General features: G+C 70.5%; 18 protein-coding genes. 10 read left to right on the top strand and 8 right to left on the bottom strand.

All coding sequences use genetic code 11. The features are described 5' to 3' along the window. Positions 1-15 precede the first annotated feature (15 nt). From RKD20_RS41850 to RKD20_RS41830, 5 genes are read right to left on the bottom strand one after another with little or no spacing between them, the layout of a single operon-like run. Positions 16-336: an L-rhamnose mutarotase gene (locus tag RKD20_RS41850; RefSeq protein ID WP_062040203.1), complete on the bottom strand. Its 321-nt coding sequence runs from the start codon at positions 334-336 to the stop codon at positions 16-18. 17 nt (positions 337-353) lie between these two features. Then, a complete protein-coding gene (rhaS, locus tag RKD20_RS41845) occupies positions 354-1,433 on the bottom strand; it encodes a rhamnose ABC transporter substrate-binding protein (protein ID WP_424882290.1) in 1,080 nt (359 codons plus the stop codon). 55 nt (positions 1,434-1,488) lie between these two features. Then, on the bottom strand, positions 1,489-2,499 hold the full coding sequence (locus RKD20_RS41840; RefSeq protein ID WP_424882289.1) for an ABC transporter permease: 1,011 nt from the start codon (positions 2,497-2,499) through the stop codon (positions 1,489-1,491). Continuing rightward, a complete protein-coding gene (locus tag RKD20_RS41835; RefSeq protein WP_424882288.1) occupies positions 2,492-3,532 on the bottom strand; it encodes an ABC transporter permease in 1,041 nt (346 codons plus the stop codon). Before RKD20_RS41835 ends, RKD20_RS41840 begins: the two co-directional genes overlap by 8 nt. Beyond that, positions 3,529-5,046 carry a sugar ABC transporter ATP-binding protein gene (locus RKD20_RS41830; RefSeq protein WP_424882287.1) on the bottom strand — a complete coding sequence of 506 codons (1,518 nt, stop codon included), beginning with the start codon at positions 5,044-5,046 and terminating at the stop codon, positions 3,529-3,531. Before RKD20_RS41830 ends, RKD20_RS41835 begins: the two co-directional genes overlap by 4 nt. A 274-nt stretch (positions 5,047-5,320) precedes the next feature. Between RKD20_RS41830 and rhaI the strand changes: the two genes are divergently transcribed. The 6 genes from rhaI to RKD20_RS41800 all read left to right on the top strand — a co-directional run bounded on the left by rhaI (position 5,321) and on the right by RKD20_RS41800 (position 13,022). Beyond that, the gene (rhaI, locus tag RKD20_RS41825; RefSeq protein WP_424882286.1) at positions 5,321-6,481 is read left to right on the top strand and encodes an L-rhamnose isomerase; all 1,161 of its coding nucleotides are present in this window, start codon (positions 5,321-5,323) and stop codon (positions 6,479-6,481) included. 113 nt (positions 6,482-6,594) lie between these two features. After that, on the top strand, positions 6,595-8,634 hold the full coding sequence (locus tag RKD20_RS41820; protein WP_424882285.1) for a bifunctional aldolase/short-chain dehydrogenase: 2,040 nt from the start codon (positions 6,595-6,597) through the stop codon (positions 8,632-8,634). Beyond that, entirely contained in the window at positions 8,631-10,067 is a 1,437-nt protein-coding gene (locus RKD20_RS41815) for a rhamnulokinase (RefSeq protein ID WP_424882284.1), read from the top strand. The genes RKD20_RS41820 and RKD20_RS41815 overlap by 4 nt, the downstream gene beginning before the upstream one ends. A 71-nt stretch (positions 10,068-10,138) precedes the next feature. Continuing rightward, positions 10,139-10,894 (top strand): (Fe-S)-binding protein, encoded by a 756-nt coding sequence (locus RKD20_RS41810; RefSeq protein ID WP_020117069.1) that lies wholly within the window; start codon positions 10,139-10,141, stop codon positions 10,892-10,894. Continuing rightward, positions 10,891-12,369 (top strand): LutB/LldF family L-lactate oxidation iron-sulfur protein, encoded by a 1,479-nt coding sequence (locus RKD20_RS41805; RefSeq protein ID WP_424882283.1) that lies wholly within the window; start codon positions 10,891-10,893, stop codon positions 12,367-12,369. The genes RKD20_RS41810 and RKD20_RS41805 overlap by 4 nt, the downstream gene beginning before the upstream one ends. Further along, positions 12,366-13,022: a LutC/YkgG family protein gene (locus tag RKD20_RS41800; RefSeq protein WP_424882282.1), complete on the top strand. Its 657-nt coding sequence runs from the start codon at positions 12,366-12,368 to the stop codon at positions 13,020-13,022. The genes RKD20_RS41805 and RKD20_RS41800 overlap by 4 nt, the downstream gene beginning before the upstream one ends. Here RKD20_RS41800 and RKD20_RS41795 read toward each other — a convergent pair. The 3 genes from RKD20_RS41795 to RKD20_RS41785 all read right to left on the bottom strand — a co-directional run bounded on the left by RKD20_RS41795 (position 12,995) and on the right by RKD20_RS41785 (position 17,402). Next, positions 12,995-15,964 (bottom strand): family 78 glycoside hydrolase catalytic domain, encoded by a 2,970-nt coding sequence (locus RKD20_RS41795; protein WP_424882281.1) that lies wholly within the window; start codon positions 15,962-15,964, stop codon positions 12,995-12,997. The genes RKD20_RS41800 and RKD20_RS41795 overlap by 28 nt on opposite strands. A 157-nt stretch (positions 15,965-16,121) precedes the next feature. After that, entirely contained in the window at positions 16,122-16,715 is a 594-nt protein-coding gene (locus RKD20_RS41790) for a hypothetical protein (RefSeq protein ID WP_424882280.1), read from the bottom strand. A 42-nt stretch (positions 16,716-16,757) separates the two neighbouring features. Then, positions 16,758-17,402, bottom strand: coding sequence for a hypothetical protein (locus tag RKD20_RS41785; RefSeq protein WP_424882279.1), 645 nt, complete (start codon positions 17,400-17,402; stop codon positions 16,758-16,760). 141 nt (positions 17,403-17,543) lie between these two features. On the opposite strand from RKD20_RS41785, the gene RKD20_RS41780 reads away from it, so the two are divergent. From RKD20_RS41780 to RKD20_RS41765, 4 genes are all read left to right on the top strand, one after another. Then, a complete protein-coding gene (locus RKD20_RS41780; protein WP_424882278.1) occupies positions 17,544-18,329 on the top strand; it encodes an ABC transporter ATP-binding protein in 786 nt (261 codons plus the stop codon). A gap of 3 nt (positions 18,330-18,332) precedes the next feature. Beyond that, positions 18,333-19,643 (top strand): FtsX-like permease family protein, encoded by a 1,311-nt coding sequence (locus tag RKD20_RS41775; RefSeq protein WP_424882277.1) that lies wholly within the window; start codon positions 18,333-18,335, stop codon positions 19,641-19,643. A 133-nt stretch (positions 19,644-19,776) separates the two neighbouring features. After that, positions 19,777-20,634, top strand: a complete 858-nt coding sequence (locus RKD20_RS41770; protein WP_424883444.1) for an AAA family ATPase — start codon at positions 19,777-19,779, stop codon at positions 20,632-20,634. Beyond that, positions 20,631-21,977, top strand: a complete 1,347-nt coding sequence (locus RKD20_RS41765; RefSeq protein WP_424882276.1) for a vWA domain-containing protein — start codon at positions 20,631-20,633, stop codon at positions 21,975-21,977. The genes RKD20_RS41770 and RKD20_RS41765 overlap by 4 nt, the downstream gene beginning before the upstream one ends. Positions 21,978-22,020 lie beyond the last annotated feature (43 nt).

Below are 22,020 nucleotides of genomic sequence, written 5' to 3'. Positions count from 1 at the left end.
CTGATGGGGAGGTTGTCAGGCGAGGTGGAACACCTCGGTGAGCGGTTTCATCGCCTCGTCCGGGCGGGCTCCGTCGAGTGACTCGAAGAACTCGCCCATCTCGGCCTGCCAGCGGGCGTTGACCTCGGTGGCTTCCATACCGGCCTTGGCGGCCTCGAAGTCCTCGGTCTCCAGATAGCCCACGAGCAGGCCGTCGTCGCGCAGGAAGAGCGAGTAGTTGTGCCAGCCGGTGGCCGAGAGTGCGTCCAGCATCTCCGGCCACACGGCGGCGTGTCGTTCGCGGTACTCGGCGAGCTTGTCCTGACGGACCTTGAGGAGGAAACAGACGCGCTGCATGAAGTACCGCTCCGGAACTAGAAGTTGAACTGGTCGATGTTCTTGGCGGTGAACACGGTCGGCTTGCCGAGGTTGATCACGCCGTCCTTGCCGATGGTGTACGTGGTGCCGCCGGCCTTGAAGGTCTCGCCCTCCTTGCCGGTGATCTGACCGGAGACCAGCGCGACGGCGGTCTGGGCGGCCAGCGCGCCGAGCTTCGCCGGGTCCCACAGCTCGAAGCCCTCGACGGTGCCGTTCTTGACGTACTTGCGCATGTCGTTGGGGGTGCCGAGGCCGGTCAGCTTGACCTTGCCCTTGTACTTGGAGCCGGAGAGGTACTGGGCAGCCGCCTTGATGCCGACCGTGGTCGGGGAGATGATCCCCTTCAGGTTCGGGTACTCCTGGAGCAGGCCCTGGGTCTGCTGGAAGGACTGCTGGGCGTCGTCGTTGCCGTACGCGACCTTGACGAGCTTGATGTTCTTGTACTTGTCGCCCTTCAGTTCGTCCTTCATGAAGTCGATCCAGGTGTTCTGGTTCGTCGCCGTCTGGGCGGCGGACAGGATCGCGATCTCTCCCTTGTAGCCGATCTGCTCGGCGAGCAGTTGCACCTCGGTGCGGCCGAGGTCCTCGGCGGAGGCCTGCGAGACGAAGGCGTTGCGGCAGTCGGCCTTGGTGTCGGAGTCGTAGGTGACGACCTTGATGTCGTTCTTCATGGCCTGCTTCAGCGCGGTGCACAGGGCGCCCGGGTCCTGCGCGGACACGGCCATCGCGTTGACCTGCTGCTGGGTGAGCGTGTTGACGTAGGAGACCTGGCCGGCGGTGTCGGTGGCGCTGGACGGACCGACCTCCTTGTACTTCGAGCCCAGCTCCGTCAGGGCCGTCTCGCCGCCCTTGTCGGCGGAGGTGAAGTACGGGTTGTTGACCTGCTTGGGCAGGAACCCGACGGTCAGGCCCTTCTTCGTGGCCGCGTTCGGGTCGGCCTTGGCGGTGGAGGCCGCCGACGCGCCCTCGTCCTGCACGTCCTTCTTGGTGGTGCCGCCGCACGCGGTGAGCGCGAGGGCGAGCGAGGTGCCGGCGGCGAGGGCCGCGCAGGAACGGCGGAGGGATGACTTGCGCATGACGGATCTTCCTTACGAGGGTGAGCGGATACGAGGTTTCCTTGAACGCCCGGGCCTATGCGGCCGGGGTGGGCGCCTTGGACGCCGGTGTCGAGGCGGCTCGGCGGCCGGCCCTCGCAACCGAGATCTGCCGTGCGACCCGGGGGCCGAGCACGGAGAGGACGAGAAGAACGCCGGTGACGACGATCTGGGACTGGGCGGAGACGTCCTGGAGGCTCATCACGTTCTGGAGGGCGCCGAGGAGGAAGACTCCCGCGATCGCGCCGCCGAGCGTGCCCTTGCCGCCGTCGAAGTCGATGCCGCCCAGCAACACGGCCGCCACGACGGAGAGTTCGAGCCCCGTGGCGTTGTCGTAGCGGGCGCTGGCGTAGTGCAGTGCCCAGAAGATCCCGGTGAGTGAGGCCATCAGGCCCGTCACCGTGAACAGGATCAGCTTCTGGCGCTTGACCCGGATGCCGGCGAACCGCGCCGCCTCCTCGCTCGCTCCGGTCGCGAACACCGACCGCCCGAACGGCGTGGCGTGCAGGACGACCACGGCGATCGCGAGCAGGACGAGGAAGGGCAGGAAGGCCTGCGGGATGAACGTGTCCCCGATCCGGCCCGCCGCGAAGTCCAGGTACTGCGTGGGGAAGTCGGTGACCGCGTCGGAGCCCAGCACGATCTGTGCGATGCCCCGGTAGGCGGCGAGGGTGCCGATGGTGACGGCGAGGGAGGGCAGGCCCAGGCGGGTCACGAGCAGACCGTTGACGAGTCCGCATGCCACGCCCAGCACCAGGCAGATCGGGATGATCACCTCGATCGTCAGGCCCTGGTTCCACAGGGCGCCCATCACCGCGCCGGACAGGCCGGCGGTGGAGGCGACCGAGAGGTCGATCTCGCCGGAGACCACGAGCAGGGTCATGGGCAGGGCGATCAGCGCGATCGGCAGGGTGTTGCCGATCAGGAAGGACAGGTTCAGCGCGTTGCCGAAGCCGTCGACCGTACCGAAGGACAGCAGGAGCACGACGATCAGTAGGGCGCCGACCACCGTGTCCCAGCGGATCGCGCGGCTGAGGGACTCAGGCATGGCGGGCGTTCCTCTTCTTCAGGGCCAAGGCCACGCGCAGCGCGACGATCCGGTCGACCGCGATGGCGAGGATGAGCAGGATGCCGTTGATGGCGAGCACCCAGACCGAGCTGACGCCGAGGGCGGGCAGCACGCTGTTGATGGAGGTCAGCAGCAGGGCGCCGAGGGCCGCGCCGTAGACGCTGCCGGAGCCGCCGGTGAAGACAACACCGCCGACCACGACCGCGCTGACGACGGTCAGTTCGTAGCCGGTTCCGGTCCCGGAGTCGACGTTGCCGAACCGGGCCAGGTACATCGCGCCGGCGAGGCCGGCGAGGCCACCGCAGAAGGTGTACGCGGCCAGGATCCGCTTGCGCACCGGGATGCCGGCGAGCCGTGCGGCCTCGGGGTTGGAGCCGAGCGCGTACAGCTCGCGTCCGCTGCCGAAGTGCTTGAGGTAGTAGGCGGTGGCGACGAGAACGGCCAGCGCGATCAGGGCCAGCCACGGGACCGCGGAGATGCCGCCGGAGCCGAAGTTCACGAAGCTGTCCGGGAGGTCGGCCGCCGTGATCTGGCGGGAGCCGACCCAGATGGAGTCGATGCCCCGGATGATGTAGAGCGTGCCCAGGGTGACCACCAGCGCGGGCACCTGGCCGAGGCTCACGAGGAGGCCGTTGAGCAGGCCGAAGCCGATGCCGAGCAGGACCGCGAGGACGATCGCCAGGACGGGGTTGCCGCCGCCGTGCAGGTAGGTGCCGGTGGCGAAGGCGCTGATGCCGAGGATGGAGCCGACCGAGAGGTCGACGTTCCTCGTGATGACCACCAGCGACTGGCCGGTGGCGACCAGCACCAGGATCGTGGCGTTCAGCAGCAGGTCCTTGATGCCCTGCTCGGTGAGGAAGTCGCTGTTCCCGATCTGGGTGACGACGATCATCACCAGGAAGACGACCAGGATGGCGAGCTCGCGCATCTTGAAGACGCGGTCGACCAGCCGGGTGCCGCTGGACTTGGGTACGTCGGTCACGGGGGCCTGGTTGGGAGTCGTCACCGTCATGCGGCGGCCCTCCCGGTGGCTGCGGCCATCACGGTTTCCTCGGTGGCGTCGGAGCGCGGGATCTCGGCGGTGAGGCGGCCCTCGTGCATCACGAGCACGCGGTCGGCCATGCCGAGGATCTCGGGCAGGTCGGAGGAGATCATCAAGATGGCCACCCCGTCGGCGGCCAGCTCGCTCAGCAGCCGGTGCACCTCGGCCTTGGTGCCGACGTCGATACCGCGGGTCGGCTCGTCGACGATGAGCACCTTGGGGCCGGTGGCCAGCCACTTGGCGAGGACGACCTTCTGCTGGTTGCCGCCCGACAGGGTGTTGACGGTGTCGGCGATCCGGGCGTACTTCACCTGGAGCTTGACGGCCCAGTCGAGGGAGCGGCTGCGTTCGGCGCCGCGGTCCATCAGGCCCGCCTTGACGGTCGTGCGCAGGCCCGTGAGGCCGATGTTGCGCTCGATGGACATGTCCATCACGAGGCCCTGGGCGCGCCGGTCCTCGGGGACCAGGGCGAGGCCGGCGGCCATCGCGGTGGACGGGGCGCCGTTGACCAGCGCCCTGCCGTCCACGGAGACCTCGCCGGCGTCCCAGCGGTCGATGCCGAACACGGCGCGGGCGACTTCGGTACGGCCCGCTCCGACGAGTCCCGCGAGACCGACGATCTCGCCTCGCCTGACCTCGAACGAGACGTCGGTGAAGACTCCCTCCCGGGTCAGCCGGCTCACCGTGAGCGCGACCTCGCCGGGGCGTACGTCCTGCTTGGGGTAGAGCTCTTCGAGGTCGCGGCCGACCATACGGCGGACCAGGTCGTCCTCGGTCATGCCCTCGATCGGCTCGCTGGCGATCCAGGCGCCGTCGCGCAGGGTGGTGACCCGCTGGCAGATCTGGAAGATCTCCTCCAGCCGGTGCGAGATGAAGAGCACGGCGGCACCCTGCTCACGGAGCGCCTTGACGACGCCGAAGAGCCGGGCCACCTCGCTGCCGGTCAGGGCCGCGGTGGGCTCGTCCATGATCAGGACGCGGGCCTCGAAGGACAGCGCCTTGGCGATCTCGACGATCTGCTGGTCGGCGATGGACAGGCCGCGCGCCGGGCGGTCGGGGTCGAGCTCGACTCCGAGGCGCTGCATCAGGGCCAGGGTCGCGGCGTGCGTGGCCTTGTGGTCGATCCGGCCGAGGGCCCTCCGGGGCTGGCGGCCCATGAAGATGTTCTCGGCGATCGACAGGTCGGGGAAGAGCGTGGGCTCCTGGTAGATCACGGCGATACCGGCGTCGCGGGCGTCACCGGGACCGTGGAAGACGACCGGCTCACCGTCGAGCACTACCTGGCCGGTGTCCGGTCGGTGCACCCCCGCGAGGGTCTTGATGAGGGTCGACTTGCCCGCGCCGTTCTCGCCGGCGAGGGCATGCACCTCCCCGGGAAACAGCTCCAGGGAGACGTCCCGCAGGGCGCGAACCGCGCCGAAGGACTTCGAAATGTCCTTGAGCGCGAGAACCGGGGCCGGACCCGTGGTGGACGGGTGGGTCATTGGGGGCTCCTCGACGACGCCGGCGGGACGGCCCTCACGGCGTCGTGAAAGGTTTCAACTTGGTTGCCGGGACGTTAGGCATGGAGCGCATGTCACGTCAATGGGTTCGTGTCGAAAAATTTCGATGAACTCAGGTCACAGGGGGGTCACGGGCAACAGCCTTGGTCGCAGGGGTTGACACCCCCGCAGGGGCCCCATACTTTCCCGTCTTGAATCGTTTCATAGGGAAGCAGTTCGAACAGCCCTCAAGACCCGACGTCACAGGAGCCCTCAAGTGACCGAGCTCGCCGCGGTGAAGGCCGCTCTCAAGACCCAGGCCGTCGAGACGCCGTCGTGGGCGTACGGGAACTCGGGAACCCGCTTCAAGGTGTTCGCCCAGCAGGGCGTACCGCGTACCCCGCAGGAGAAGCTGGAGGACGCGGCACAGGTGCACGCGTTCACCGGGGTGGCCCCGACCGTCGCCCTGCACATCCCCTGGGACAAGGTCGAGGACTACGCCGCGCTGGCGAAGTTCGCCGAGGAGCGCGGCGTGAGGCTGGGCGCCATCAACTCCAACACCTTCCAGGACGACGACTACAAGCTGGGCAGCATCTGCCATCCGGACGCCTCGGTGCGCCGGAAGGCACTGGACCACCTGCTGGAGTGCGTCGACATCATGGACGCCACGGGGTCCACGGACCTGAAGCTGTGGTTCGCAGACGGGACGAACTACCCCGGTCAGGACGATCTGCGGGCCCGGCAGGACCGACTCGCCGAAGGTCTCTCCGAGGTGTACGACCGTCTCGGTGACGGGCAGCGGATGCTCCTTGAGTACAAGTTCTTCGAGCCGGCGTTCTACTCGACCGACGTGCCGGACTGGGGGACGGCGTACGCGCACTGTCTGAAGCTCGGACCCAAGGCGCAGGTCGTCGTCGACACCGGGCACCACGCTCCCGGGACCAACATCGAGTTCATCGTCACCACGCTGCTGCGGGAGGGGAAGCTCGGCGGGTTCGACTTCAACTCGCGGTTCTACGCCGACGACGACCTCATGGTCGGTGCCGCCGACCCCTTCCAGCTGTTCCGGATCATGTACGAGGTCATCCGGGGTGGTGGCTACACGCCGGACGTCGCCTTCATGCTCGACCAGTGCCACAACATCGAGGCGAAGATTCCGGCGATCATCCGGTCGGTGATGAACGTGCAGGAAGCGACGGCGAAGGCGTTGCTGGTCGACCGTGATGCGCTTTCTGCTGCGCAGGCTTCCGGGGACGTTCTTGAAGCGAACGCTGTGTTGATGGATGCGTACAACACGGATGTGCGGCCGTTGCTTGCGGAGGTGCGGGAGGAGATGGGGCTTGATGCGAACCCCATCGCTGCGTACAAGCGGTCCGGGTGGGCCGAGAAGATCGTGGCCTCGCGAGTGGGCGGGGAACAGGCTGGTTGGGGGGCGTAAGCGTCTGCCTGGATCTGTCGTCTGCGGGGTGCGGGTCCGTTGTGGCTGGTCGCGCAGTTCCCCGCGCCCCTAAGTAGGAAATCTCCCCCCTCTTTCAAGAAGGACTGACGTTCATGGCACTCCACCCCGAAGCCGCCGCCCTGCTCGCCCGCTCCCATCGGCTGGGCTCCGACCCCCGTAACACCAACTACGCCGGCGGCAACGCGTCCGCCAAGGGCACCGACACCGATCCCGTCACCGGGGGTGATGTCGAGCTGATGTGGGTCAAGGGGTCCGGGGGTGACCTCGGGACGCTGACCGAGGCCGGGCTGGCCGTGCTGCGGCTGGACCGGATGCGGGCGCTCGTCGACGTGTACCCGGGCGTCGAGCGCGAGGACGAGATGGTCGCCGCGTTCGACTACTGCCTGCACGGCAAGGGGGGCGCCGCTCCCTCCATCGACACCGCCATGCACGGGCTCGTCGAGGCCGCGCACGTCGATCACCTGCACCCCGACTCCGGGATCGCGCTGGCCTGCGCCGCCGACGGGGAGAAGCTGACCGCCGAGTGTTTCGGCGACACCGTGGCCTGGGTGCCGTGGCGGCGGCCCGGGTTCCAGCTGGGGCTGGACATCGCCGCCATCAAGGCCGCCAACCCGCAGGCGATCGGGGTCGTCCTCGGCGGCCACGGGATCACCGCCTGGGGTGACACGGCCGAGGAGTGCGAGAAGAACTCGCTGCACATCATCCGGACCGCCGAGAAGTTCCTGGAGGAGCGCGGCAGGGCCGAACCCTTCGGGCCCGTCATCGAGGGGTACGGCGCGCTCGGCGAGGCCGACCGCAGGGAGCGGGCCGCCGCCCTCGCGCCGTACGTCCGCGCGATCGCCTGCCAGGACAAGCCGCAGGTCGGGCACTTCAACGACTCCGAGCCGGTGCTGGAGTTCCTGGCCCGGGCCGAGCACCCGAGGCTCGCCGCGCTCGGAACCTCCTGCCCCGACCACTTCCTGCGGACCAAGGTGCGGCCGCTCGTCCTCGATCTGCCGCCGACCGCTCCTCTGGAGGAGGCCGTCGCGCGGCTCGACGAACTGCACGCCGAGTACCGCGAGGAGTACGCCGCCTACTACCAGCGGCACGCCCTGCCCGACTCCCCCGCCATGCGCGGCGCCGACCCGGCGATCGTGCTGATCCCGGGTGTCGGCATGTTCTCCTTCGGCAAGGACAAGCAGACCGCCCGGGTCGCGGGTGAGTTCTACGTCAACGCCATCAACGTGATGCGGGGCGCCGAGGCCGTCTCGTCGTACGCGCCCATCGAGGAGTCCGAGAAGTTCCGCATCGAGTACTGGGCTCTTGAGGAGGCCAAGCTCCAGCGGATGCCGAAGCCCAAGCCGCTCGCGACGCGGGTGGCGCTGGTGACCGGTGCCGGCAGCGGGATCGGGAAGGCCATCGCGCAGCGCCTGGTCGCCGAGGGCGCGTGTGTCGTCGTCGCCGACCTCAACGCCGAGAACGCCGCCGCGGTCGCCGAGGAGCTCGGCGGACCGGACAAGGCCGTCGCGGTGACCGTGGACGTGACGGACGAGGAGCAGATCACCGGCGCGTTCAAGGCCGCCCTGCTGGCCTTCGGCGGCGTGGACCTCGTCGTCAACAACGCCGGTATCTCCATCTCCAAGCCGCTCCTGGAGACCTCCGCCAGGGACTGGGACCTCCAGCACGACATCATGGCGCGCGGCTCCTTCCTGGTGTCGCGGGAGGCGGCCCGGGTGATGATCGCCCAGAAGCTGGGCGGCGACGTCGTCTACATCGCCTCCAAGAACGCCGTGTTCGCCGGCCCCAACAACATCGCCTACTCCGCCACCAAGGCCGACCAGGCCCACCAGGTGCGGCTGCTGGCCGCGGAGCTGGGCGAGCACGGCATCCGCGTCAACGGCGTCAACCCGGACGGCGTGGTGCGGGGGTCGGGCATCTTCGCCGGCGGCTGGGGCGCCCAGCGGGCGGCCGTGTACGGCGTGCAGGAGGAGAAGCTCGGCGAGTTCTACGCCCAGCGGACCATCCTCAAGCGCGAGGTGCTCCCCGAGCACGTGGCCAACGCGGTGTTCGCACTGACCGGCGGGGAGCTGACGCACACCACCGGGCTGCACGTCCCGGTCGACGCCGGCGTCGCGGCCGCCTTCCTGCGATGAGCGCGTCCGTGAAGTCGTACGCCGCGGTCGACCTCGGCGCGTCCAGCGGACGTGTCATGGTCGGCCGCGTCGGCCCCGACAGCCTGGAGCTGTCCGAGGCACACCGGTTCGTGAACCGTCCGGTCCGCGTCCCGGAGGGCCTGCGCTGGGACATCCTCTCGCTGTACGGCGGTGTCCTGGACGGGCTCAGGGCCGCCGGGCAGGTCGACTCGGTCGGCATCGACAGCTGGGCCGTGGACTACGGGCTGCTGGACGCCGACGGGGCGCTGCTCGGCAACCCGGTGCACTACCGGGACCCCCGCACCGAGGGGGTCGCGCAGAAGGTGTGGGCGACCGTGCCCGCGCCGGAGCTCTACGCGGCGACCGGGCTCCAGTACGCGCCCTTCAACACGCTGTACCAGCTCGTCGCCGACCGACTCAACGGTGCGCACAGGCTGTTGCTCATCCCCGACCTGCTCACCTACTGGCTGACCGGCGAGCAGGGCACCGAGCTGACCAATGCCTCGACCACCCAGCTGATCGATCCCCGGACGCGCGGATGGTCGTACGACCTCGCCTCGCGCCTCGGCATCGACCTGGGGCTGTTCGCGCCGCTGCGGCAGCCCGGTGACCCGGCCGGTCTGCTCCGGCCCGAGGTGCTGGAGGAGACCGGTCTTCAAGGGCCCGTGCCGGTGACGGCCGTCGGGTCGCACGACACCGCCTCCGCGGTGGCCGCCGTCCCCGCCTCCGGTGAGCGGTTCGCCTACATCTGCACCGGCACCTGGTCCCTGGCGGGGCTCGAACTGGACGCGCCGGTGCTGACGGAGGAGAGCCGGGCCGCCAACTTCACCAATGAGCTGGGGCTCGACGGCACGGTCCGGTATCTGCGGAACATCATGGGGCTGTGGCTGCTCCAGGAGTGCGTACGGACCTGGGGCGACCCGGATCTGGGCGAGCTGCTCCCCGAGGCGGCCGAGGTGCCGGCGCTGCGGTCGGTGGTGGACGCCTCCGATCCCGTCTTCCTGCCGCCGGGGCGGATGCCGGAGCGGATCGCCGAGGCCTGCCGTGCCTCGGGGCAGCCGGTGCCCGTCACCCCCGCCGAGGTCACGCGCTGCATCCTCGACTCGCTGGCCCTGGCCCACCGCAAGGCGGTGGAGGAGGCGCAGCGGCTGGCCGACCACCCCGTGGACGTCGTGCACGTCGTCGGGGGCGGGACGCGCAACGCCCTGCTGTGCCAGCTGACCGCCGACGCCTGCGGGCTGCCCGTGGTGGCGGGGCCGACCGAGGCGGCCGCGCTCGGCAACGTCCTGGTCCAGGCGCGGGCCCACGGGCTCGTGGGCGACCTCGCGGGCGGGCGCGAGCTGCTCGCCCGTACGCAGCCGCTCACGCGGTACGAGCCGCAGGGCGACACCGCGCGCTGGCGCGAGGCACAGGCCCGCCTCGCCGGGGCCTGACCGGGGTCTCCCCCGGGCGGCGCCCCCCGACTACGCTTCACCCATCCGATGATCGACCACAAGGAGCCGCGATGCGTGTCGCCCTGTTCCTGACCTGTGTCAACGACACGCTCTATCCGGACACCGGGCGCGCTGTGGTGAAACTGCTGACCAGGCTGGGCGTGGACGTCGACTTCCCGATGTCGCAGACCTGCTGCGGGCAGGCGCACTACAACACCGGCTACCGGCATGAGGCGGAACCGCTGGCCCGGCATTTCTCCGATGTCTTCCGGGACTACGAGGCGATCGTGACACCGTCCGGCTCGTGCGGGGCGATGGTGCGGGAGCTGTATCCGCGGATGGGTGAGCGGGCCCGGGCCGAGGGGCGCGGGGAGAGCCTCGCGGCCGTGCTGGCGCCCGTGGTGCCCAAGACGTACGAGCTCACGGAGTTCCTGGTGGACGTGCTGGGGCTGACGGACGTCGGGGCGTACTACCCGCACACGGTGACCTATCACCCGACCTGTCACGGACTGCGCGGCCTGGGGCTGGGTGACCGGCCCCGGCGGCTGCTCCAGGCGGTCAAGGGCCTTGAGCTGAAGGAGCTTCCGGGCGCCGACGAGTGCTGCGGCTTCGGTGGCACCTTCGCGCTGAAGAACTCCGATGTCTCGGCGGCGATGGGCACGGACAAGGTGCGCAACGCCGAGTCGACGGGCGCCGAGGTCCTGTGCGCGGCCGACAACTCGTGCCTCATGCACATCGGCGGCACGATGGGCCGGCTGGAGTCGGACATGCGGCCGGTGCACATCGCGGAGATCCTGGCGAGCACGGAAGAGGAGCCGGCCGTATGAGCGGGACGTATCTGGGGATGCCGGCCTTCCCCGAGGCCGCGCACGAGGCCGTGGGCAACAAGACGCTGCGCGGCAACCTGCGCCACGCCACGCACACCATCCGCGCCAAGCGGGCGAACGCCGTCGCGGAGGTCTCCGACTGGGCGGAGCTGCGCGAGGCCGGCAAGCAGATCAAGGACCACACGCTGCGCCATCTCGACCGGTATCTGGTGCAGTTGGAGGAGTCGGTCGTCGCGGCGGGCGGCACCGTCCACTGGGCCGCCGACGCCGACGAGGCCAACGCGATCGTGACGCACCTCGTCAAGATGACCGGCGAGTCGGAGGTCGTCAAGGTCAAGTCGATGGCCACGCAGGAGATCGGCCTCAACGAGGCGCTGGAGGCCGAGGGCATCCGGGCCTACGAGACCGATCTCGCCGAGCTGATCGTGCAGTTGGGCAAGGACCGGCCCTCGCACATCCTCGTCCCGGCCATCCACCGCAACCGGAGCGAGATCCGGGACATCTTCGAGCGGGAGATGAGCGAGTGGGGCCGCCCGGCACCCGAGGGCCTCACCGACACGCCAGCCGAACTGGCGGAGGCGGCACGGCTGCATCTGCGGGAGAAGTTCCTGCGCGCCAAGGTCGGCATCTCCGGCGCCAACTTCATGGTCGCCGACACCGGCACCCTGGTGGTCGTGGAGTCCGAGGGCAACGGACGGATGTGTCTGACCCTGCCCGAGACGCTGATCTCGGTCGTCGGCATCGAGAAGATCGTGCCGAGCTGGCAGGACCTGGAGGTGTTCCTCCAGACGCTGCCCCGCTCCTCGACCGCCGAGCGCATGAACCCGTACACGTCCACGTGGACCGGCACCACCGACGAGGACGGCCCGCAGCACTTCCATCTGGTGCTGCTCGACAACGGCCGCTCCGACACCCTCGCCGACGAGGTCGGCCGCCAGGCCCTGCGCTGCATCCGCTGCTCGGCCTGTCTCAACGTCTGCCCGGTCTACGAGCGGGCCGGCGGCCATGCCTACGGCTCGGTCTATCCGGGTCCGATCGGCGCCATCCTCAGCCCCCAACTCCGGGGTACCGCAAGCGAGATCGACGCCTCGCTGCCGTACGCCTCCTCGCTGTGCGGGGCCTGCTACGAGGTCTGCCCGGTCGCCATCGACATCCCCGAGGTGCTGGTGCATCTGCGGGAACGGGTCGTCCAGGGCGGGCCGGTGGTCCGCGAGGGCAACAAGGTGGTGCTCAAGCCCGCCAAGGGGCACGCGGCCGAGCGGGCCGCGATGCGGGCGGCCCGCTGGGCGTTCTCCCATCCCGGTGTCCTGCGCACCGGCCAGCGGGCGGCGTCACGGACTCGCCGGGTCCATCCCCGCACCCTGCCGGGCCCCGGCAAGGCGTGGAGCGGCACGCGGGACCTGCCTGCCGTGCCCGCGGAACCGTTCCGCGACTGGTGGCAGCGCACAGGCGGCGGCAAGGAGGGCAGCAAGTGAGCAGCAGGGAGCGGATTCTGGGCCGGGTGCGGCGCGCGCTGGCCGATGCCAGGGGGGCCGACACCCCGATCGAGCGCGCGTACCTGCGGGAACACGGGGACCGCGGTGTCGAGGAGACGGTCGAACTGCTGGCCGAGAACCTCGCCGACTACCGGGCGATCGTGCACCGCTGCACCTCGGCCGACCTGCCGGCGACACTCGCCGGAATGCTGGCGGCCCGGGGGGCGAAGACCGTCCTCGTGCCACCGGGTCTTGATCCGGCGTGGCTCGCGGACGCCGACACCGAACAGGTGCAGGACCTGGCCGAGAGCACCCCGCACGAACTGGACCGGATCGACAGCGTGGTCACGGCGTGCGCGGTGGCCGTCGCCGAGACCGGCACGATCGTGCTGGACGGCGGCCCGGACCAGGGCCGCCGCCGCATCACCCTGGTCCCGGACCACCACGTCTGTGTCGTACGCGTCCCGGACCAGGTCGTCTCCTCCGTGCCGCAGGCCCTCGAACGCCTCGACCCGGTACGCCCGTTGACATGGATCTCCGGCCCCTCGGCGACCAGTGACATCGAGCTGGACCGGGTCGAGGGGGTGCACGGGCCGCGTACCCTGGAGGTGGTGCTGGTGGACTCTCAGGCGAGTGAGGACGTCAACTCGTAGTGCCCGGAGGGCAGTTCGTACGAGGCGACACCATCCTCGAAACCCAGGTACGTCACCCCCGGCACGCGTGACAGGAGGGTGCCGCCCTCGCGCACGGAGTCGGGGTCGGCCGTGGGGATGCGCAGGGTCGCGGTGCTGTTGGCGGGGACCGCGACCCGGTGCGTGAACGCGCTCTCCCGCACCGTCCATGCGCTGACGATCTCGCCGTACGGTGACCGGTGCGAGCCGGTGACCGTGGTGATCCTGCCGGTCGGGTCGAGGTGGGGCCGCAGGAAGAAGTGCCGGAAGCCCGGGTGGGCCGGGTCCTTGGCGATGCCGGCCATGCTCTCGTACATCCACTCCATGATCGCGCCGTAGGCGTAGTGGTTGAAGGAGTTCATCTCGACCGGCCCGAAGCCGTCCTCCTTCGAGTACGAGTTCCAGCGCTCCCAGATCGTGGTCGCGCCGTTCCGCACCGAGTACAGCCAGGACGGCATCGCGTCCTGGTGCAGCACCTTGTAGGCCAGCTCCACCTGTCCCTCCTCGGTGAGCACGGGCGCCAGGACGTTCACCCCGAGGAAGCCGACGGAGAGGGTGTTCTCGGCGTGTCCGACACGGGTGCTGTCCGGGTGGGCGGCTTTGTAGGCGGCGGAGTTGCCGATGTTCTGGACGAGGAGCTCGACGATCGCGTGCCGCTGGGCCTCGGTGTCGTACAGGCCGAGTTTGAGGACCCAGAGCAGGGCGGTCTGGCTGTCGTCCTCGGTCCGGGTGGGGCTGCCTCCCGGGGTCCAGGGCGGCGGGGAGCCGAGGCTGGAACGCACGGTGAGCCTGCCGTTCTCGGTGCTCAGGTACTTGGTGACGAACGCCCGCTTGATGTGCGAGAACAGCTCCTCGTAGGCCTGGGCCTCGGCGGTGCGGCCGGTGGCGCGGGCCATGTCCGCCATGAGCCGGGCGCTGTAGGCGTAGTAGGCGTCGCTGACGAGCTGGGTGCTGGTGACCTGGAAGGCCAGCCAGTCACCGAAGATCGCGCCCTGTCCGGCGTGGGTGTCGCCGGTGCACGCCCGGATCCAGTCCATGTAGGCCGTCATCGCGTCCCAGCTACGGTCGACGACGGTGGTGTCCCCGCTCATCTGCCACACCGTCCAGGGCACGACGACCCCGCAGTCCGCCCAACCGCTCGCCGGAACCGGCTCGTTGTAGCGGGCGCCGGGCGCGATCCAGGTGAACTGGGCGCCGTCCGCGCCGTAGGTGCGCTGGGAGTCGATCAGGATGTCCTGGAAGTGACTCAGGAAGGAGACCGCGTCGGTGTTGTAGAGGCCGGTCTGGGCGAACAGCTGGGTGTCGCCGGTCCAGCCGCAGCGCTCGTCGCGTTGCGGGCAGTCGGTGGGCACCCAGAGGTAGTTGCCGCGCTGGCCCCAACGGACGTTGCTGATCAGCTGGTTGACGTCGGCATCGTCCGTCTCGACGGTGCCGATGTCGTGGAGGGCGGAGGTGGCGACCCGGCCGGTCAGTTCGGTGAGGGTGACGGTGGCGGTCGTGGTGACGGAGACGTAGCGGAAGCCGTAGAAGGTCAGGGAGTCCTGGTGGGTCTCGCCCTCCGGATCGCCCTTGAGGATGTAGGTGCTCGTCGCCCGGGCGGTGCGGAGGTTGGCCCGGTAGACGGAACCCTCGGGGCCGTCCGCGCCCGCACCGGTGTCGTTGAGCATCTCCGCCGGTTCAAGGGCGACTTCGGCTCCGGCGGGGCCGCGGAGGGTGCAGCGGGCAACGCCGACGAGGTTCTGGCCGAGGTCGATCACGGCGGTGTCGCCGGGGTGCAGGGTGAGGGGGGCGGAGGCGGCCCCGGTGGGGTCGGTCACCGTGCGGGCAGGGTCGGCGACGAGATCGCCGCCACCGGTATAGACGGTGATCGACCGTGGCCTGCGGTCCCACGCGGGCATCAGCCGGGCCGACTCGCCCGGGTAGGCGACCAGTCGGGCGTCGGGGAACCGGGTGGTGAAGTCGTGCTCCTCCACTCCGGACCAGGCGGAGGCGTCGAAACCGTTGGCGGTCCAGCCGGGCAGTTCCCGGCGGGCGTCGTAGGTCTGACCGTCGTAGATGTCGTCGGCACGGTAGGGGCCGGTGTCCGTGGCCCTCCAGTCGTCGCCGGACGTGGTCACGACACTCTGGCCGGAACCGTCCTCGTAGCGGATCAGGAGCTTGGCCTTGAGGGCGAGGCGGTTGCCGGACTCCGCGTGGTAGACGCTGTTCTCGGAGACGCGGCCGTTGTACCAGCCGTTGCCCAGCACGGCCGCGAGGGTGACCTGCGGCCGGCCCGCCAGCAGGTCCGTCACGTCGTAGGTGAAGTAGCTGACGGTGGTGTCGTAGTTGGTCCAGCCCGGGGTGAGCAGTTCGTACGTGGTGCCGCCGTCCTGGGGCACGCCGACCCGTTGGCCGTTGACATGGGCCTCGTACACGCCGAGCGCGGAGACGTAGAGCCGGGCGTCGCGCACGCGGCCGGCCTTCAGCGCCGTCTGCCTTCTCAGGAGCGGCGAGCCCGGGCTGTGCGGCGCCTTGCCCGCCATGCTGATCCACTGCGCGCCGTCCCAGCCGCGCACGCCGTCGGCGCTGAGCAGGCCCGTCTCGAAACGGGCGACCGGGGCGTCGGGGAGCCTGCGGCCGCTCTCGTCCCAGACCTGGACCGTCCAGTGGTAGCGGGTGGAGGCGTGCAGTTCGGGGCCCGCGTAGCGCACCGCCACCGAGTCCGCCGAGTCGGTCCGGCCGCTGTCCCAGACGTCCGCGCGGCCCTCGGCCAGACGGTCGGGGCCGGACGCCACCAGGATGCGGTACGCCGTCTGCCGCCGGCCGCGGACCCGGGACGCGGTGCGCCAGCCGAACCGAGGGCGGGCGGCGTCCACGCCGAGCGGATCGGTGCGGTGCTCCACCGTGAGGCCCTCGACGTCGGTGCGGTGGACTCCGTCGGTCATGCCGTGGTCCCTTCGGCTGTGCGGCTGTTCGGCTGTTCGGCGTTGTATCGATTCAGCCGGGTCGGCGCTTGAAGCTAGTGGCAGATGGGAGGGGTGTCCACCGTCCGCGCCGCGAGGTGAAACCGTTCAGGACCGGCGGTCTCACCTCACCGTCGCGTCAGCTGTAGACGATCGGGCAGCCGCGCCGCAGGGAGTGCTGGGCGGCACGCAGGTACAGCGCCACGTAGAACGCGGCGTCCAGGTCCTCGGCCCAGGGTCCGGGCCGTGCGGCGGCGACCCGCTTCGCCTCACCGTCCAGGAACCACATGGTGAGGTCGAGGTTGTCGCAGGCTTCGGGTATCTCGTCGAGGGGCAGGCACACGGCTTCGGCCAGTCGTCGCGCGAGATCGAGGATCTGTGGGGCTCCGGCGATCACCGTGGTGTCCGAGTAGGAGGACTCGATGGGCAGTTCGATCTCCACGTCGAGCGGCACCGGCACCAGTACCGACCAGTCGAGAAGGGCCTCCGGCTCCGAGGGCGCCAGCCGGTCACGCGCCAGCCGCAGAAGGCCCTCCATGGACGGCACCAGCTTCTCCTCGAACCGCAGCCCCGACCCGCGGACGAACTCCGTCTCTTCGGGCAGGGACTCGTACGGCGGCAGCCCCCGGCGGCGCAGTTCCGCGTTCAGCCCGGCGGCGACAGCCCCCCTGCCCTCCTCCTCGTCGGTGTCGAACCACTCCCGCGCGCCCACGCTCACCAGATAGATCCCCATGCGCCGAAAAGTACAGCGCCCCACTGACAACGGCCTCAGCCGTCAGGGGCCGGTCAGCAGGAGCGTGGGCAGGGTGTCCTCCAGGATCCGCTCGCGGGGCAGGGTGAGGCCGAAGTGCCGCTGGAGCACCTCCAGACAGGCCCGGTGCACGGCACGGTCGTCCAGGTCCTCGTCGGGCAGTCCGGCGGCCGTGAGCCGCTGCTGGACGGCGGCGACCACGTCGGGGTCCCCCTCGGGACTGCCGTACCCCCAAGTGCCGTCCAGGTGCAGGTTGAACGCGCACATCAGGTTCTCGTCGTGGCGGTAGGCGAAGTTCGGGGGCACCGGCTTGCCGTTCTCCTCCTCGTACTCCAGGTGGTAGACATGCAGGCCGCCGTGGTCGACCGGCCGGGTGCCGGTGCCGAACTCGCCCTGCCAGCCGCCGTACTTGATGACGTAGGACCACTCGTCGAGCTCGCCGTGGCGCAGGGCGATGCCGTCCAGGACCTCGCCGTACAGGCCTTCCAGCAGGTCCTGCGCCTGGCGTCCGGTGAGTTCCCCGATGGCGCGGGGCCGGTAGGGCCGGTGTGCGGTCCCGGCGATCCGTCGCGCCAGGGATTCCGATTCGAGGTCGGGGGCGATCACCACGCTGTAACCGCCCCAGGCGATGGACTGCGGTTCGGCGAGCCAGGCTATTCCGTCGGTCATGGCGGTCAACCCTGCCGTATCCGCCGGACGGTGTCACTGAGTACACCTCGCAAGACGGGTTCTACGCCCAATGTCCTGCGACCTGCGGCTCCGTAGCTTCTTCTACGAGGCACACGGCGTGCCGGACGAAGGGGGACGACGATGTTTCGCACAGGTTCAGGACGTACGCACGACACGGGACCCGCCGCGGAGGCGCTGCGGCTGGTGAAGGTCAGCAGGACCTACGGCACGGACGACAGTGCCGTGACCGCTCTGGACGGGGTCACGCTGAGCCTGGCCCGGGGCACCTTCACCGCGGTGATGGGTCCGTCGGGGTCCGGCAAGTCCACGCTGCTGCAGTGCGCTGCCGGTCTCGACCGGCCGGACAGCGGGATCGTCCGGGTGGACGGCACGGAGCTGACGGGCGGCGGCGAGGCGGAGCTGACGCGGTTCCGGCGCGGCCGGGTGGGGTTCGTGTTCCAGCAGTACAACCTGCTGGAGACGCTGACCGTCGCCCAGAACACCGTCCTGCCGCTGAAGCTCGCCGGCCGGAAGGTCGACCGGAAGCGGGTCAGGGAAGTCCTGACGGCTGTAGGTCTCGGTGACCGCCTCGGGCACCGGCCCGACCAGCTCTCCGGCGGTCAGCGGCAGCGGGTGGCGATCGCCCGCGCGCTGGTCGCGGACCCCCGGGTGATCTTCGCGGACGAGCCGACGGGCGCCCTCGACACCCGGAGCGCGCGGGACGTGCTGCGGCTGCTCCAGGAGGCGGTGCGGGTGCACGGCAGGACCGTGGTGATGGTGACCCACGACCCGGTCGCCGCGTCGTACGCCGACTCCGTGCTGTTCCTCGCGGACGGCCGGCTCGCGGGCCGGATGGACGCGCCGACGCCGGACGCGGTGGCCGAGCGCCTCGCGCACCTGGGCGACGACGTGACGGCGGGGGTGTGAGCGATGTTCATGCTGGCGATGCGGTCGATACGGCAACGGCCCGGACGGTTTCTCGCGACCCTGCTGGCCGCCTTCCTGGGCGCGGGGATCATCATGACGTTCAACTCGCTGTACGACACGGCGGGCCGGCCGGGTGTCGACCCGGTGAGCTCGGACACCCTGACGACCTCGGCGAGTGTCGTCGGCGGCTACGGGACCCTGCTGGTGTTCTTCGCCGTGGCGTCGACCTTGACGGTCAACATCCGTCAGCGGGCGGGTGAGTTGGAGCTGCTGCGCTGTTCGGGGGCGACGCCGGGGCAGATCAGGCGGATGGTCGTGGGCGAGTCCGTGGCGGTCGCCCTGATCGGTGCCGTGCTGGCGATCGGTCCGGCGATGCTCGGCGGGCGGGCGCTCCTGGACGTCTTCCAGGACAGCGGGCAGGTCGCGGAGAGCGTCGAGCCCTCCTTCGGTCTCGTGGCGCTGATGTCGGGCGTCGACATCACGCTGGTCGCGGCGACGGGCGCCGCCTTCCTCGCCGTACGACGGGCCACCCGCGCGCGTCGGCAGCGGGGTAGGGCGCGCACGCTCCTCGCGTACGCGGCACTCGGCACCGGGGCCGTCTCGGTGACCTCCACCTTCGCCTTCTCGGCGACGGACGGGGCGCTCATGGCGACTCCGGCGTACGGGGCGATCCTGCTGTCCGTGGGGTGCGCGCTGCTCGCGCCGCGGCTGCTGAAGGGGGTCCTGGACCGGCTGCCGCTGACCGGGGCGAGCGGCTGGCTGGCCGTGCGGAACCTGCGCCGGCGGGCGGACCACCTCTCCGGGATCCTGATGTCGCTGATCCTGTTCACGGCGGTGTCCGTCGCCACGCTGTACATGCAGGGTGTGGAGAGCGACGCCGTGCAGGCCTCGGGCGCGGTGAAGACGGTCGACGCGAAGAACCTGCAGACGCTGAACCTCACGGTCGTCGGCATCATCGTGGTGTTCGTGTGCGTGATGCTGGTCAACTCGCTGTACGCGGCGACGACCTACCGCAGTCAGGAGTTCGGCCGGCAGCGGCTGGCCGGGGCGAGCCCGCGGCAGGTGCTGGGCACGGTGGGCGTGGAGGGGCTGATCCTCACGGCGGTCGGGCTGTTCTTCGGAACGGTGGCGGCGCTGGCCGGGATCATCCCGTTCACCCTCGTCCGCACCGACTCGGTGCTGCCCCACCAGGGGCTCGGCATCTGGCTGGCGGTGGTGGCGATCGCGGTGGCCGCGACGATCGGGACGAGCCTGGCCACGGCCCGCAGGGTGCTGCGCACTCCGGCGGTGGAGGCGGTGGGACTGGCGGCGTGAGAAGCACCGGCGGGCGACGGGCGTCACCTCGGTGACGTCCGTCGCCGTGCTCTTACCACCACGTGACAGAACCGGTGAACAAGCGCTTAGATAGTTGGCGGAACGAGTTCGCGCCGCCCTGGAGGCCCCGTTGCTGTTCACATCCGTCGACGACGTCTCCGCACGCCTCGCCGAGACCGGCTACCTCGCCTCGCCCGCGGTCGCCACGACCGTCTTCCTGGCCGACCGGCTCGGCAAGCCGCTCCTGGTCGAGGGCCCCGCCGGGGTCGGCAAGACGGAGCTGGCCAAGGCGGTGGCCGAGGTCGCCGGGGCGCGGCTGGTCCGGCTCCAGTGCTACGAGGGCGTGGACGAGTCCCGGGCGCTGTACGAGTGGAACCACGCCAAGCAGCTGCTGCGGATCAGCGCCGGCCGGGACGAGAGCTGGGACGAGGCGCGCACGGACATCTTCAGCGAGGAGTTCCTGCTCTCCCGGCCCCTGCTGACGGCGATCCGCGGCGACGAGCCCAAGGTGCTGCTGATCGACGAGACCGACAAGGCGGACGTCGAGGTCGAGGGCCTGCTGCTGGAGGTCTTGTCCGACTTCCAGGTCACGGTCCCCGAGCTGGGCACGATCACCGCGTCCCGCCGCCCCTTCGTCGTCCTCACCTCCAACGCCAGCCGCGAGCTGTCGGAGGCGCTGCGCCGCCGCTGCCTGTTCCTGCACATCGGCTTCCCCGAGGAGGAGCTGGAGCGGCGGATCGTACGGCTGAAGGTGCCGGGTCTCGACGAGACGCTGGCGAAGTCCGTGGTCCGGGTCGTGGGGGCGCTCAGGGCGATGGACCTGCGCAAGGTGCCCTCGGTCGCGGAGACCATCGACTGGGCGCGCACGCTGCTCGCGCTCGGCGCGGACCACCTCGAAGAGACGGTCGTACGGGACAGCCTGGGCGTGCTGCTCAAGCACCAGGACGACATCCTCAAGGCGGGGGCCAAGCTCGACCTGGACGCGGTGTGAGCACCGCCGAGCGGCTCACCTCCCTGGTCGGCGCCCTGCGCGCGCACGGTGTGCGCATCGGGACGGGTGAGACCGTGGACGCGGCGCAGGCGGTCGAGGCGCTCGGGTTCGCCGACCGCGAGCGACTGCGGGAGGGCCTGGCGGCGACCCTGCTGCACAGCACGGCCCAACGGCCGGTGTTCGACCCGGTGTTCGACCTGTACTTCCCGCGGGGCGTCGGCGCGCCCGACACCGGCCCTGCGGACCGGGAGGAGCTGCGCGAGCGGCTCGCCAGGGCTCTGGCCGCGAACGACGAGACCTTGATGGCCCGCCTCGCGGCGGAGGCCGTCGACGGGTTCGGCGGATACGGCAACTCCCCTTCCTCGGACGGCTGGTCGTCGTACCAGACGCTCGACCGGTTGCGCCCGCAGACCCTGCTCGCGCGCGTCCGGGACGACGTGCGGGGGCAGCAGGGCGTGTCCGGGTTCACCGACCGGCTGCTGGAGGACGAGATCCGGCGGCGCATCGAGGCGTTCCGCGCGCTGGTGGCGGCGGAGGCCCGGCGGCGGGTCGCGGAGCGGCGGGACCGGGACGAGATCGCGCGGCGGGCGGTGGCGCCGACGTCCGACCGGGTCGACTTCCTGTTCGCGGGGAAGGACCGGCTGGCCGAACTTCGGCGCACGGTGCAGCCGTTGGCCCGCAAGCTCGCCACCCGGCTCGCGGCCCGCCGCCGGCGTGCCGCGCGGGGCAGTATCGATCTGCGGCGGACGCTGCGCGGTTCGCTGTCGACGGGCGGGGTGCCGATGAAGCCGGTGCTGCGCAGGCGCCGCCCGGCCCGGCCCGAACTGGTGCTGCTGTGCGATGTGTCGGGCTCGGTGTCGGGGTTCTCGGACTTCACGATGCTGCTGGTGCAGGCGCTGCACGACCAGTTCAGCAAGGTGCGGGTGTTCGCCTTCGTCAACCGTCTCGACGAGGTCACCCGGCTCCTCGAACACGGGGCGGCCGACACGGAGGGGCTGGGTGCCCGTATCCGGGCCGAGGCCACGCTCACGGGGTGGCACGGCAGCAGCGACTACGGCGTGGCGCTGGGCGAGTTCGCGTCGCTGTACGGAGACGCGCTGAGCCCGCGCACGACGGTGTTCGTCCTCGGTGACGCCCGCACCAACATGAGCGACCCGAACCTGCCCGCCGTCCGGGAGATCGCCGAACGGGCCCGCCGCGTCTACTGGTTGAACCCGGAGGCGGGTGCGCACTGGGGCACGGGCGACTCGGCGGCGTACGAGTACGCCGAGTTGGTGGAGATGCACGAATGCCGCAATGTCCGCCAGCTCAGCGCCCTGGTGGGGCGGCTGCTGCCGATCTGACGAGCCGCTTGGTGCCCGTGCCGCGAAATTCCTTTGCCGGGCG

This window comes from Streptomyces sp. SLBN-8D4 (genome assembly GCF_049739545.1).
Lineage (GTDB): Bacteria > Actinomycetota > Actinomycetes > Streptomycetales > Streptomycetaceae > Streptomyces > Streptomyces canus_C.
This window is presented reverse-complemented; position numbering and strand designations above follow the sequence as displayed.

What these genes read in the sequence shown, in the direction of transcription:
- RKD20_RS41790 (WP_424882280.1), bottom strand. Translation starts at nt 16,715, where the DNA reads ATGGGGATCTATCTGGTGAGCGTGGGCGCGCGGGAGTGGTTCGACACC.
- RKD20_RS41785 (WP_424882279.1), bottom strand. Translation starts at nt 17,402, where the DNA reads ATGACCGACGGAATAGCCTGGCTCGCCGAACCGCAGTCCATCGCCTGG.
- RKD20_RS41850 (WP_062040203.1), bottom strand. Translation starts at nt 336, where the DNA reads ATGCAGCGCGTCTGTTTCCTCCTCAAGGTCCGTCAGGACAAGCTCGCC.
- RKD20_RS41775 (WP_424882277.1), top strand. Translation starts at nt 18,333, where the DNA reads ATGTTCATGCTGGCGATGCGGTCGATACGGCAACGGCCCGGACGGTTT.
- RKD20_RS41780 (WP_424882278.1), top strand. Translation starts at nt 17,544, where the DNA reads ATGTTTCGCACAGGTTCAGGACGTACGCACGACACGGGACCCGCCGCG.
- RKD20_RS41840 (WP_424882289.1), bottom strand. Translation starts at nt 2,499, where the DNA reads ATGCCTGAGTCCCTCAGCCGCGCGATCCGCTGGGACACGGTGGTCGGC.
- RKD20_RS41815 (WP_424882284.1), top strand. Translation starts at nt 8,631, where the DNA reads ATGAGCGCGTCCGTGAAGTCGTACGCCGCGGTCGACCTCGGCGCGTCC.
- RKD20_RS41795 (WP_424882281.1), bottom strand. Translation starts at nt 15,964, where the DNA reads ATGACCGACGGAGTCCACCGCACCGACGTCGAGGGCCTCACGGTGGAG.
- rhaS (WP_424882290.1), bottom strand. Translation starts at nt 1,433, where the DNA reads ATGCGCAAGTCATCCCTCCGCCGTTCCTGCGCGGCCCTCGCCGCCGGC.
- RKD20_RS41835 (WP_424882288.1), bottom strand. Translation starts at nt 3,532, where the DNA reads ATGACGGTGACGACTCCCAACCAGGCCCCCGTGACCGACGTACCCAAG.
- RKD20_RS41805 (WP_424882283.1), top strand. Translation starts at nt 10,891, where the DNA reads ATGAGCGGGACGTATCTGGGGATGCCGGCCTTCCCCGAGGCCGCGCAC.
- RKD20_RS41820 (WP_424882285.1), top strand. Translation starts at nt 6,595, where the DNA reads ATGGCACTCCACCCCGAAGCCGCCGCCCTGCTCGCCCGCTCCCATCGG.
- RKD20_RS41810 (WP_020117069.1), top strand. Translation starts at nt 10,139, where the DNA reads ATGCGTGTCGCCCTGTTCCTGACCTGTGTCAACGACACGCTCTATCCG.
- RKD20_RS41830 (WP_424882287.1), bottom strand. Translation starts at nt 5,046, where the DNA reads ATGACCCACCCGTCCACCACGGGTCCGGCCCCGGTTCTCGCGCTCAAG.